The organism is Actinomyces sp. 432 (genome assembly GCF_009930875.1).
GTDB lineage: Bacteria > Actinomycetota > Actinomycetes > Actinomycetales > Actinomycetaceae > Actinomyces.
On the sequence record NZ_CP025249.1, the window covers coordinates 1,517,032 to 1,528,771 of the forward strand.

10 protein-coding genes are annotated in these 11,740 nt (G+C 68.0%); 9 read left to right on the top strand and 1 reads right to left on the bottom strand.

Translation table 11 applies throughout. The features are described 5' to 3' along the window. The first annotated feature begins 64 nt into the window (after positions 1-64). The 4 genes from lpdA to CWT12_RS06210 all read left to right on the top strand — a co-directional run bounded on the left by lpdA (position 65) and on the right by CWT12_RS06210 (position 4,775). Complete coding sequence (gene lpdA, locus CWT12_RS06195) at positions 65-1,474, top strand: dihydrolipoyl dehydrogenase (RefSeq protein ID WP_161924112.1); 1,410 nt, start codon at positions 65-67, stop codon at positions 1,472-1,474. Between the two features lie 118 nt (positions 1,475-1,592). Further along, positions 1,593-2,939 (top strand): 2-oxoglutarate dehydrogenase, E2 component, dihydrolipoamide succinyltransferase, encoded by a 1,347-nt coding sequence (gene sucB, locus CWT12_RS06200; RefSeq protein ID WP_161924113.1) that lies wholly within the window; start codon positions 1,593-1,595, stop codon positions 2,937-2,939. Positions 2,940-3,546: 607 nt separating this feature from the next. Beyond that, a complete protein-coding gene (locus tag CWT12_RS06205; RefSeq protein ID WP_161924114.1) occupies positions 3,547-3,801 on the top strand; it encodes a hypothetical protein in 255 nt (84 codons plus the stop codon). Continuing rightward, entirely contained in the window at positions 3,798-4,775 is a 978-nt protein-coding gene (locus CWT12_RS06210; protein ID WP_161924115.1) for an SRPBCC family protein, read from the top strand. Before CWT12_RS06205 ends, CWT12_RS06210 begins: the two co-directional genes overlap by 4 nt. Positions 4,776-4,909: 134 nt before the next feature. On the opposite strand, the gene CWT12_RS06215 is transcribed toward CWT12_RS06210, so the two are convergent. Next, positions 4,910-6,361: a serine/threonine-protein kinase gene (locus CWT12_RS06215; protein WP_237564342.1), complete on the bottom strand. Its 1,452-nt coding sequence runs from the start codon at positions 6,359-6,361 to the stop codon at positions 4,910-4,912. Between the two features lie 192 nt (positions 6,362-6,553). Between CWT12_RS06215 and lipB the strand changes: the two genes are divergently transcribed. The 5 genes from lipB to CWT12_RS06240 all read left to right on the top strand — a co-directional run bounded on the left by lipB (position 6,554) and on the right by CWT12_RS06240 (position 11,737). After that, positions 6,554-7,237, top strand: a complete 684-nt coding sequence (lipB, locus tag CWT12_RS06220) for a lipoyl(octanoyl) transferase LipB (protein WP_161925338.1) — start codon at positions 6,554-6,556, stop codon at positions 7,235-7,237. 108 nt (positions 7,238-7,345) lie between these two features. Then, positions 7,346-8,365, top strand: coding sequence for a lipoyl synthase (gene lipA / locus CWT12_RS06225; RefSeq protein WP_161924116.1), 1,020 nt, complete (start codon positions 7,346-7,348; stop codon positions 8,363-8,365). Between the two features lie 30 nt (positions 8,366-8,395). Then, a complete protein-coding gene (locus CWT12_RS06230; RefSeq protein WP_161924117.1) occupies positions 8,396-9,118 on the top strand; it encodes a DUF4191 domain-containing protein in 723 nt (240 codons plus the stop codon). Between the two features lie 145 nt (positions 9,119-9,263). After that, complete coding sequence (glnA, locus tag CWT12_RS06235; protein WP_161924118.1) at positions 9,264-10,688, top strand: type I glutamate--ammonia ligase; 1,425 nt, start codon at positions 9,264-9,266, stop codon at positions 10,686-10,688. Between the two features lie 101 nt (positions 10,689-10,789). Beyond that, positions 10,790-11,737, top strand: coding sequence for an ABC transporter substrate-binding protein (locus CWT12_RS06240; protein ID WP_161924119.1), 948 nt, complete (start codon positions 10,790-10,792; stop codon positions 11,735-11,737). The last annotated feature ends 3 nt before the right edge of the window (positions 11,738-11,740 follow it).

Here is an 11,740-nt window from a genome sequence, read left to right on the forward strand (position 1 = left end):
AGCCGCCAATCACGTCGGTGCCGCGGGCCGCGCCACGGACTAGCCACCCATAAGGAGTAATCACATGACTGATGCCAGTGCAGTTGACGGGACTAATACCGCTGAAGGCGGGCTCTATGACATGGTGGTCCTGGGCGGCGGCTCAGGAGGCTATGCCGCGGCGCTGCGCGGTGCCCAGCTGGGGCTGAGCGTGGCGCTGATCGAGGCGGACAAGGTGGGTGGCACATGCCTGCACCGCGGCTGCGTGCCCACCAAGGCACTTCTGCACTCGGCGGAGACTGCCGATGCGATCCGCGGGGCGGCCGCCGTAGGCGTGCGGGCCGCCTTCGAGGGCGTCGACATGCCTGCCGTCCAGGAGTACAAGAACAGCGTCGTCACTCGTATGTACAAGGGATTGCAGGGCCTGGTCTCCTCCCGCGGCATCGACCTGGTCAGCGGCTGGGGCCGTCTGGTGGCGGCCGACGCCGTGGAGGTGGCGGGCAGGCGCTACCGGGGGCGGAACGTGGTTCTCGCCTCCGGCTCCTACCCGAAGACCATCGGCCAGGAGATCTCAGGGCCGGTTATGACCTCCGAGCAGGCTCTGGAGCTTGACCACGTCCCCGCCTCCGCGGTGATTCTGGGCGGCGGAGTGATTGGCGTGGAGTTCGCCTCCGCCTGGGCGTCCATGGGAGCGCAGGTCACCATCATCGAGGCGCTGCCGCACCTGGTTCCCAATGAGGACGAGGCGATCTCCAAGCAGCTTGAGCGCGCCTTCCGCAAGCGGAAGATCGGCTTCCGTGTGGGCACACGCTTCGAGTCCGTCGAGCGCACGGGTGATGGCGTCAAGGTACGCACCGCCGACGGTGCTGTAATCGACGCCGAGGTGCTGCTGATCGCCGTCGGCCGCGGTCCGGCAACGGCGAATCTCGGATATGAGGAGGTTGGGGTCGCTATGGACCGCGGCTTCGTGCTCACTGACCCGTACGGCCGTACAAATGTCTCCGGGGTGTGGGCCGTGGGCGACATCGTGCCCGGCGTGCAGTTGGCGCATCGCGGCTTCGCCCAGGGCATCGCCGTCGCCGAGCGGATCGCCGGCATGGATCCCGAACCGGTGGACGATGTCAAGGTCCCCAAGGTGACCTTCTGCGAACCCGAGATCGCCTCCGTGGGGCTGTCCGAGGCCCGGGCCGCCGAGCTGCACGGCGCGCAGAACATCGTGACCAGTCAGTTCAACGTCGCCGGGAACGCCAAGTCCCAGATCCTGGGCACCCAGGGGTTCGTGAAGCTGGTGTCGTTGAAGGACGGGCCGATCCTTGGATTCCATGCCATTGGAGCGCGTATGGGCGAGCAGGTTGGCGAGGGGCAGCTGATTGTGTCCTGGGAGGCCGACGCCAACGACGTCGCTTCGCTGGTGCACGCACACCCCACGCAGAACGAGACCATCGGCGAGGCTGCCATGGCTTTGGCCGGCAAACCGCTGCACAATCACGGCTGAGGCTGTCGCGGCCACGAACCTGCAGAGGCGCCGAAGTCGGTCGCAGCACTCGGCCAATGCACTCAGCTATTGAAACCAGTCATCACACCTACCAATCACAAGAGACGGAGATTCCATCATGTCCGAGCCAGTAAAGATGCCCGCTCTGGGCGAGTCGGTCACCGAGGGGACTGTTTCCTCCTGGCTGAAGTCCGTGGGTGACACCGTTGAGGTCGGCGATCCGCTGCTTGAGGTCGCCACTGACAAGGTCGACACCGAGGTCCCCTCCCCGGTGGCCGGAACCCTGCTCGAGATCCGCGTTGCCGAGGACGAGACCGTCGAGGTCGGCACTGTGCTGGCGATTGTGGGCGAGGCCGCCGAGGTCGGCGGCGGAGCCGCGCCGGCGCCGCAGGAGTCCGCCCCAGAGCCCTCGGCTCCTGCGGCACCCGCGGCACCCGCAGCGCCCGCTGCCTCTCCACAGGCAGCCGCCGCGCCGGCGGAACCCGTTGCGGCGCCGCCGTCGGCCGCGTACGTCACGCCGATTGTGCGCAAGCTCGCCCGGGAGCGTGGCGTCGACCTCGCCGAGGTAACCGGTACCGGTGTGGGCGGGCGCATCCGCAAGCAGGATGTGGAGGCTGCGGCCGCAGCCAAGGCCGAGGCCGAGGCTGCCGCCCAGCAGGCAGCGGCGGCGCCCGCTGAGGCGGTGGCCCCTGACGCCCCGGCGGGCGCGACGCAGTCGCGCGGTGCGCAGGCCGCAACCGACAGCGAGCTGCGCGGCCACACCGAGAAGATGAGCCGGCTGCGTCGGATCATCGGCGAGCGCATGATGACTTCGCTGCAGACCTCCGCGCAGCTGACCACCGTCGTTGAAGTGGATGTGACCCGGATTGCCGCCCTGCGCGCGCGGGTGAAGGACGAGTTCCTGGCTCGCAACGGCACCAAGCTCACCTACCTGCCGTTCTTCGTGGCTGCCGCCACGGAGGCGCTCAAGGCGCACCCGAAGATCAATGCCACGATCGGGGACAACCAGGTGACCTACCACGATGTGGAGCACATCGGCATCGCGGTGGACACGCCCCGGGGCCTGTACGTGCCGGTGGTGAAGAATGCCGGCGACCTGAACATCCCGGGCCTGGCCAAGCGCATCAATAACCTGGCGGCCCGCACGCGAGACAACAAGGTCGATCCGGGTGAGCTGTCCGGCGCGACCTTCACGGTGACCAACACCGGTTCCGGCGGCGCCCTGTTCGACACCCCGATTATCAACCTGCCCGAGGTGGCCATCCTCGGACTCGGCGCGATCACCCGCCAGCCGCGCGTGGTCAAGGACGGCGATGGCAACGAGGTGATCGCGGTGCGCTCGGTGTGCTACCTGTCGCTGTCCTACGACCACCGCCTGGTTGACGGAGCGGATGCCTCCCGGTACCTCATGACCGTCAAGAAGCGCCTGGAAGAGGGTGACTTCTCCAGCGAGCTGGGCTTGTAACACGTCAGCCGCATACGTCGGCACCTGCTGAGACAAGGGTGGGGCCCGCACGCAGCGCGTGCGGGCCCCACCGCTGTGATTCGAGGGTTGTCGGCGTGAACGTGGTGCCTTGGGGCGGCGTGTCGGGGCCTACTGGCCGGCTTGCTCGGCGCGACGCTTGTGTGGGTGGTGGTCCTGCACGACCCTGGGCGGCACTGCACGACCTTGGTGCGTGTTCCACGACCCCGGGGTGGTCGTGGAACACGCACCAAGGTCGTGGAACGTGGCCCAAGGTCGTGGAACGCACAGGGGCGGGTCAGCGGTTCGGGGGCTGGCACAGCGCGCTCCTCGCGCACGGCCCCAGCACGAGCCGATGACCCGGGTTGGTCACGGACCACCACCAGGAGGTTCCAGCCCCCAGCGGGGCGCTGGGGCCGTCACGAGTCGCCGAACACGTTCTGCCGACGCCGCTAGCTTGCCCAGCTGCTACAAGATCCCGGCAATGCTGGGCACCCCTGCGTCCCAGAACCGTAGATGCAACACGGGCGAGAACCCGCAGGCACAAGCTAAGCAACTTTGATTGACAACCGGGCGTCTGTCAACGTAGGTTGCTCACATGGGTTCAGCAATGACACCATCGCCCGACCAAGTGGCCGCGGCAGCAGCCGATACGACCAAGCCGGTTACGGGTTTACGCGCCGTGGCCGCCTTGCGCAGGCTCACCGAGACTCTGGAGCTCGCACAGGTTGAGGCTGCTCTGCGCGCCGGCATGAGCTGGACGGAAATCGCAAGCAACCTCGGCGTCACCCGCCAGGCCGTCCACAAGAAGTACGCAAAGCGAGTCGCACCCGGGCTGGCACCCATCAGGAGGAGCAACCGATGACGAAACCGCGGCCTACCCATCTGTGGTCCTGGATTAGTTGCGCCCGCCATGAGGCCGGGCGTTTACAACACCCTGAGATCGACATCGACCACCTGCTGCTGGGGCTGCTAGCCCAGGGCGGTGAGGCGGCAGCGCTGCTCGGCGCACACGGAGTCACCCTGGCGAACGCCCGACGCGCCATGCACGAAGTTGCCGCGGCGGACCTGGCTGCCCTCGGCATAGACGCAGCCGCTATACCGGCTTCGCTGCAGTCACCGGGCCAAGAGGCGCAGAGGCTGGCTGACAGTGGCGATATTCCCCTGTCCGGACAAGCTCAGCAGTTCGCCCATGATCGTCGCAATGATTTCAGTACTTCCCTGTCCGCCCTGAAGTGCCTTCTGGGTCTGGACGGCGGAGCGCCGATGCGCATACTCGCTCACCTCGACGTGAATACTGAGCGGCTGCGCGCCGATCTGGACACGCACGAGGAGGTCACCTGTGGCACTCCCGGCGTCGCGAAAGTCGACCACGACCTGTTGCCGGAGACGCCGTCCGCAGCCCTGCGCCTGAGCCGATTCATCTCTGCGCCACCGGAGCAGGTGCATGCGGTGCTGGCCGATCCGGGGATGCTCACCGGATGGGCCGTATTGCCAGCAGAGGTGTGCGAACGGTATCCGGATGGGATAGTCAGTCAGCACCGCTCGCGCAACCGGCGCCGCCAACTGAATTTGCGCTGGAGACACTTAGAACTAGGCACCGACACGGTGTGCTGGGTGAAGACCATCCTCACCGGACCGTATGACGGCCAGACCCACTCCTATGACGGCTTTGTCCTGCGACCGGCACCCGGCGGCTGCGAGCTGACCTTCACGCGCGCATACCGGGTCTGGCGCCTGTCCGGTCGCCTACTGCACCCGGCGATCCGGCGGCTGACACGCATAGGCATGGTGAACACCTTGGGCGCCATCGCCAGGACGGTCGCCGGCTCTCGATGAAGCTCGGCCGAATCCGTGCCCGCGTCCCCTGGACAATTGGCTACCGCGGTGGCTGGCGGTTGTCGCGCTGGCACGCGTGCCAGCCGGCCCTTTAGAGTGCCCAGCTTCTGGACGCGGGCATAGACGTTGGTGCACTAGGCAGCGCGCACCTCGGCTACCCGCCACGGCCCGGGCACGAGTACCAGTACCACGGCGCGCGCCGCCTGCGCCGGCACGGTACGCACCGCGCCGTCCGCGGTCATCCGCGTCGACGGCGATTGGGACTGGCGGATCTGCACCGCCCTGGCACCGTCCCAGGTGAGCGCGCAGTCGGCAGGCAGTTCTACCTCCACCACGCTGAGCACAGAGGTGTCCAGGTCCGCGACGCTCTCCCCCGCAGCCGCTAGTGCCTCCAGCGTTGCGGTATCGGCCTCCGCAGCGGGCGAGCCGGGCACAGTCGTCTCCGCCAGCGCTGCGGGATCGGCCGCATTCAACGCAGCATCGCGCCGTGCCGTGAGGTTTACCACCACGTCGGTCAGGGACTCATCCCCGGTCTGCGCCGACTGCTCCGACTGCACCGGCTGCGCGGACGCGCTGGCCTGCACGTCAGAAGGCGGTACTACGTGTGCGGCCGGTCCCACGCCTAAGAGCCCTGCCGCCGCAATAGCGCCCAACAGCCCGACGAGGCAGGCTCCAGCCAGTCGCGCCACTGCGGCAACGCGACTGCGGCGGCGCGGGCGCAGCCGCCGCGAGGCGACGACGCGGGTGGGCCTGGCTGCCGCCGCGCGCAAGGCACCCGCGGCCAGGCGGGCGCCATCGGGCAGGACCAGGCGCCCTGGCCTGGCGATCTCGTGGGCGCGAGCCGCCAGGGCACGGGCGCTGGGACGCGATTGCGGGTCGGGGTCCAGCGCGTCGGCGAGGATCCGCGCCAAGCGTGTCTGCAGGGCAGCGGAGCCGGATGAGCACTCCCGCAGCAGGGCTGCAAGGGCATATACGTCGGATGCTGGCGTCGCCGGCCCGCCGCTGCGTCGCTCAGGGGCCGCGCAGCCGTCGGTCCCAGTTTCCAGCACGCCGCCGAACAGGTCCACCAGCACCAGCCCGCCCTCGGTGGTGACCATGATGTTCGCCGGCGAGACGTCCCCGTGCGCCACACCGTGAGCGTGCAAGTGGGCCAGGGCACTGCCGACGTCGTCCAGGACCCGGGCGGCCTCGGCGCGGGTCAGTCCGCCGCGCGCCCCGAGGACCACGGCAAGGTCTGCGCCGGTGACCAGGTCTACCGTGACGGCTGCGCGGTCTCCGGGAAGAAAGATGACGTCGCGCACGGGAGCGATGCCGGGGTGGACCAGCGTGCGCATCTCATTAAGACGGCGCAGTGTGCGCGCACCGCCGGCGTCATCGGGCAGGTCGAGCAGGTGTATGACCACGTCGCGCCCGTCGGCGTCCAGGCCCCGGCGCGGTGCGCGGCGCCCCGGCGTGTCAGAACCCATGGGTGCCCCGACCGCGAGTCCCGCGCCGGTGAGGGCGTCCAGGAGCTCAGGGGGTAGCGCGTGGGCGGCGTCGCCCCGGTGCTCCGGCCGGCGGCGGCCGCGGTGTTGTCTGGTTCCCATGACCACCATGGTCCCCGGCTGTCCCGGCCACGGCCAGAGGCAATTGCCGACCTGTGGATAACCCGTCACATCTTCCCTTCCCGGTCGTGGCCGGAAAGGCCGTTTTACGCGGCTAGGCCCCGTCGGCGGCTCGGTCGGCTGTGGGCCTGTCCCGCCCGGGAGGGAGTCGTCTAGGCTGCCGCCGTGCAGCAACTGGAGCGAGTCGACGTCGGCCTGGGGTCCAGGCTGGTGCCCTTCTCGGAAGGACTGGCTCTTCAGCGGCAGGTCCACGCCGCGGTAGCCGCTGGCAGGCCCGGCACGGTTCTGCTGCTGGAGCATGAGAGCGTGTACACGGTGGGGCGCAGAACCCACTCATGGGAGCGGCCCGAAGGCCCGCTGGTGGGTCCGGAGCAGGTGCCCGTAGTAGACGTTGACCGGGGAGGCAAGACCACGTGGCACGGTCCGGGGCAGCTCACGGCGTATCCGATTATTCGCCTCGCGCCGCCGATCGACGTCATCAAGTACGTGCGTGCGCTGGAAGCGGCGGTGATGGAGGTCTGTTCGGGTCTCGGTGTGAGCACCGTGCGTGTCAAGGGCCGCTCGGGAGTGTGGGTTCCGGCCGGCCTGAGGCACGACGGCACCCGCGCGCCGGAGCGCAAGATCTGCGCCCTGGGGGTCCGGGTGGCCCGGGGCACGACCATGCACGGTATTGGCCTGAATGTCGCCCCCGATCTGGCCGCCTTTGACCTGGACCGTATTATTCCCTGCGGGATTACCGATGCCGGGGTTACCTCACTGGCCGCGGAGCTCGGCACCCGCTACGACTCCCTCCAGCTAGCCGGCCCGCTTATGTCCGCGCTGAGCAAACACCTGGCCCCGCTAATGGCCGACGCCTAGCACCGTTATCGGCGACACCCGGGCGACATCGTGGGCCCTCGGTCCCACTTCTCGCGGCAGCGGGCGTAAGCTGAGCAAACCATAGTCCTACGTTCCAGAGGAGTGCCAGTGCCCGACGCCGTCGCACCCGAAGGCCGCCGCCTGCTGCGCGTGGAGGCGCGCAACGCCCAGACACCGATCGAGCACAAGCCGAAGTGGCTGCGCACCCGCGCCGAGGTCACCGAGACCTACCAGGACGTGCGCAACCTGGTGCGCAGCAATGACTTGCATACCGTCTGCGCCGAGGCGAACTGCCCCAACGTCTACGAGTGCTGGAACGATCGCGAGGCCTCCTTCCTGGTTGCGGGCAGCATGTGCACGCGCCGCTGCGACTTCTGCAACATTGCCACCGGACGCCCCACGGAGTATGACCCCGGCGAGCCGGAGCGAGTAGCCAAGTCAATCGCCGAGATGCGGCTGCGCTATGCCACCGTGACTGGCGTGTGCCGCGATGACCTGCCCGACGGCGGTGCCTGGCTCTACGCCGAGACGGCCCGGCAGGTGCACGCACGCGTCCCGGGCTGCGGGATCGAGCTGCTGGTGCCGGACTTCCGGGGCCGCCAGGATGCCCTGCAGGAGGTCTTCAGCTCCCGCCCCGAGGTGTTCGCCCACAACCTGGAGACGGTACCGCGCATCTTCAGGCAGATCCGCCCGGCATTCTCCTATGAGGGCAGCCTGGACGTGCTGGCACGCGCGTCACGGGCGGGGCTGCTGACCAAGTCGAACTTGATTCTGGGAATGGGTGAGACCCGTGCCGAGATCGAGCAGGCGATTGCGGACCTCGTGGATGTGGGCGTCAACATCCTGACGATCACCCAGTACATGCGGCCGTCCAAGCTGCATCACCCGATCGACCGCTGGGTCAAGCCGCAGGAGTTCGTAGAGCTGGCGGCCCTGGCGGAGCAGATGGGGATCAGCGCGGCCATGAGTGGCCCGATGGTGCGCTCCTCCTACCGCTCCGGCATGCTGTGGGCGCGGGCCATGCAGGCCACGGGCCGGCCGATCCCGGACAACATGCGCGACCTGGCCGAGCCCGGCACCGCCCGTCAGGAGGCCTCCTCCCTGCTCGCCGGGCGCCAGGCCTCCTGACGGCCGCCGTCGTCAGCTAGAGTTGTAGGCGTGAGCACAGCCCAAAGCGCCCAGCCGAAGAAGAAGCGGCGCCTCGCACAGGTAGCCCAGAACCTCAAAGACTCCTATACGATCTCGCGGCGCAGTTACCCGTGGATCGGGTGGGCGCTTCTCGGCATCGCGGTGGCCCTACTGGTGCTTGCCGGGGTGCTGGCCGCCGTTACCAGCCAGGCGCTGTGGTACTGGCTGCTGATGGCCGTGGTGTTCGCGCTCATGGCGGACATGGTCGTGCTCAGCCTGGCGACGCGCCGCGCCTCCTACATGCAGATCGAGGGGCGCCCCGGAGCCGTCAAGGCAGTGCTAGACCAGGCCGGCCGCGGCTGGTACGTGGAGGAGCAGCCGGTCGCCTTCAGCCCCAAGGGGCAGGACCTTGTGTGGCGGCTGGTGGGCCGCCCGGGCGTGGTGCTTGTGGCAGAGGGCTCCCCCGGCCGCACCCAGCACCTGATTGAGGAAGAGAAGAAGACCCTGCGGCGCATCCTGTCCACCGTGCCGGTGCACGTCATCTCCGTCGGCACCGCGGAGGGGCAGGTCAGGCTCATCCACTTGGAGCGCACTCTGCGGCGGCTGCCCACCAAGCCCACCAAGCTGACCAACACCGAGATCGACCGCGTGGCAAAGCGCCTGTCCTCCCTGTCCTCTAAGGGCCTGCCGATCCCGAAGTACCTGGACCCCAACAACATCCGCCCCGACCGCCGGGCGATCCGGGGCCGCTGACTCCCCCGCCGCCCGCACGCAACCCCATCCGCGCAGCGGCGAAACACCGCGGACACATTCGCGCCACCTTCGCGACACTACGCCGCCCTAGTCTGCCTGCACCCGCGGCGTGCTCACCAGACTCATACCCCGTTGGAGGAACTACATGTTCAGTGACGCTTCAGAAGCGCTGGCCTACATCGAGCGCGAGGGGGTGCAGCTGGTCGATGTGCGCTTCTGCGACTTGCCCGGGGTCATGCAGCACTTCACGATTCCGGTGGCCGCCTTCAAGGATGAGGCGCTTACCGACGGCCTCATGTTCGATGGCTCCTCGATCCGCGGCTTCACCGCTATCCACGAGTCGGACATGAAGCTCATCCCCGATGTCACCACTGCCTTCCTGGACCCCTTCCGCGAGCAGCGCACGCTGGTGATCAACTTCTCGATCGTGGATCCCTTCACCGACGAGGTCTACGCCCGCGACCCGCGTTCGATCGCCGCCAAGGCGGAGGACTACCTGCGCTCCACCGGCATTGCGGATACCTGCTACATCGGCGCCGAGGCCGAGTTCTACCTGTTCGACTCCATCCAGTACGAGACCACCCCGGCCTCCACCCGGTACCTGATCGACTCGGCGGAGGCGGCCTGGAACACCGGCCGCGATGAGCCGGGTGGGAACAAGGGGTACAAGACCGCTTTCAAGGGCGGCTACTTCCCCGTGTCCCCCAATGACCAGATGGCCGACCTGCGCGACCGGATCGTGAGCACCTGCATTGAGTCCGGGCTCGCGATCGAGCGCGCCCACCATGAGGTGGGCACCGCCGGGCAGCAGGAGATCAACTACCGCTTCGCCTCCCTGCTGGCCGCGGGGGACGACATGATGAAGTTCAAGTACATCGTCAAGAACGAGGCCTGGCGCAACGGCAAGACCGCCACCTTCATGCCCAAGCCGATCTTCGGCGACAACGGCTCCGGCATGCACACCCATCACTCGCTGTGGAAGGACGGCAAGCCGCTGTTCTTCGACGCGCGCGGCTACGGGCAGCTGTCCGACCTGGCCCGCTGGTACATCGGCGGCATACTCCGCCACGCGCCCAGCCTGCTGGCCTTCACCAACCCCTCGGTCAACTCCTTCCACAGGCTGGTGCCGGGCTTCGAGGCGCCGGTGAACCTGGTGTACTCGGCGCGCAACCGCTCCGCCTGCATCCGCATCCCGGTTACGGGCTCCTCCCCCAAGGCCAAGCGCATCGAGTACCGCGTGCCCGACCCCTCGGCCAACCCGTACCTGGCCTTCGCGGCCACGCTAATGGCCGGCATCGACGGCATCCGCAACCGGATCGAGCCGCGCGAGCCCGTGGACAAGGATCTTTACGAGCTGGCTCCGGAGGACTACCACGACATCGACAAGCTGCCGGGCACGCTCGACGAGGCCCTGGAGGCGCTTGAGGCGGACCATGACTACCTGACCGCGGGCGACGTGTTCACCTCGGACCTGATCGAGACCTGGGTCGATTACAAGCGCACCAATGAGATCGCCCCTATGCGGCAGCGCCCGCACCCCTATGAGTTCGAGCTCTACTACGACCTGTAGGCCGCGCCTCACGTCGGCGCCGGCCCGACCGTTTGCATATCTATGCTCTGTTATGGATATCCTGTCGGTGGCTTTGGTCCGCTACCAGAAGGAGCCGTGTGATGACATCCGCCCTTGCCCGCGGGGCACGCCTGGCCGGCGGGTTGTGCCTGGCGCTCACACTGACGCTGCCGCTGTCCGCCTGCACGAATGCCGCCGACTGGCGATCCTCCCAGGCCGCCGGTGACGGCGCCTTCACTGGCTATGACACCTCCGGCATTCAGGCGCAGGAGGACATCATCGCCATGCTTCCCGAAGGCGCCCTGGCGGACGGCGTGCTGGACGTGGCCGCCTCCACGGACTACGCGCCCGCGGAGTTCCTGGACACCGACGGCACCGCAATCGGCTACGACGTGGACCTGACTAAGGCCATTGCCGCCGTCCTCGGGGTGGACTCCACCACGCATACCGCCGAGTTCGACTCCATCATCGCCGCCATCGGCTCTAAGTACGACGCCGGCATCTCCTCCTTCACGGTCACCGCCGAGCGCGAGTCCGCCATGGACATGGTCGCCTACATCAACGTCGGCTCCCGCTTCAACGTGGTGGCAGGAAACCCCGAGGGCGTGGACCCCTCCGACCACATGAACCTGTGCGGCCTGACCATCGGAGTGCAGACCGGTACCGCCCAGGAAGACGCGATGAACGCCGACTCCGCCGCCTGCACCGATGCCGGGCTGCCCGCGATCTCGGTGCGCTCCTACTCCTCCCAGTCGGAGGCCACCACGGGCCTGATTGGGCACGTGGTTGATGCCGTCTACTCCGACTCCACGGTGGCGGGATACGCCGTCGAGCTGACTGATGGGGCGGTGGAGACCGTAGGTGAGATCGAGGACGCCCTGCCCCAGGCCATTGTCCTGACCAAGGACGATCCGCAGTTCAACGCCGCCATCCAGGCGGCCGTCCAGTACCTCATGGATTCCGGCACCTGGGAGGAGATCCTGAATGCGTGGGGCATTGAGGACGCCGCACTAACCACCGCCGAGCTGAACCCGAACGTGGAGCAGTGATCA

What these genes read in the sequence shown, in the direction of transcription:
- lpdA (WP_161924112.1), top strand. Translation starts at nt 65, where the DNA reads ATGACTGATGCCAGTGCAGTTGACGGGACTAATACCGCTGAAGGCGGG.
- sucB (WP_161924113.1), top strand. Translation starts at nt 1,593, where the DNA reads ATGTCCGAGCCAGTAAAGATGCCCGCTCTGGGCGAGTCGGTCACCGAG.
- CWT12_RS06205 (WP_161924114.1), top strand. Translation starts at nt 3,547, where the DNA reads ATGACACCATCGCCCGACCAAGTGGCCGCGGCAGCAGCCGATACGACC.
- CWT12_RS06210 (WP_161924115.1), top strand. Translation starts at nt 3,798, where the DNA reads ATGACGAAACCGCGGCCTACCCATCTGTGGTCCTGGATTAGTTGCGCC.
- CWT12_RS06215 (WP_237564342.1), bottom strand. Translation starts at nt 6,361, where the DNA reads ATGGGAACCAGACAACACCGCGGCCGCCGCCGGCCGGAGCACCGGGGC.
- glnA (WP_161924118.1), top strand. Translation starts at nt 9,264, where the DNA reads ATGTTCAGTGACGCTTCAGAAGCGCTGGCCTACATCGAGCGCGAGGGG.
- CWT12_RS06240 (WP_161924119.1), top strand. Translation starts at nt 10,790, where the DNA reads ATGACATCCGCCCTTGCCCGCGGGGCACGCCTGGCCGGCGGGTTGTGC.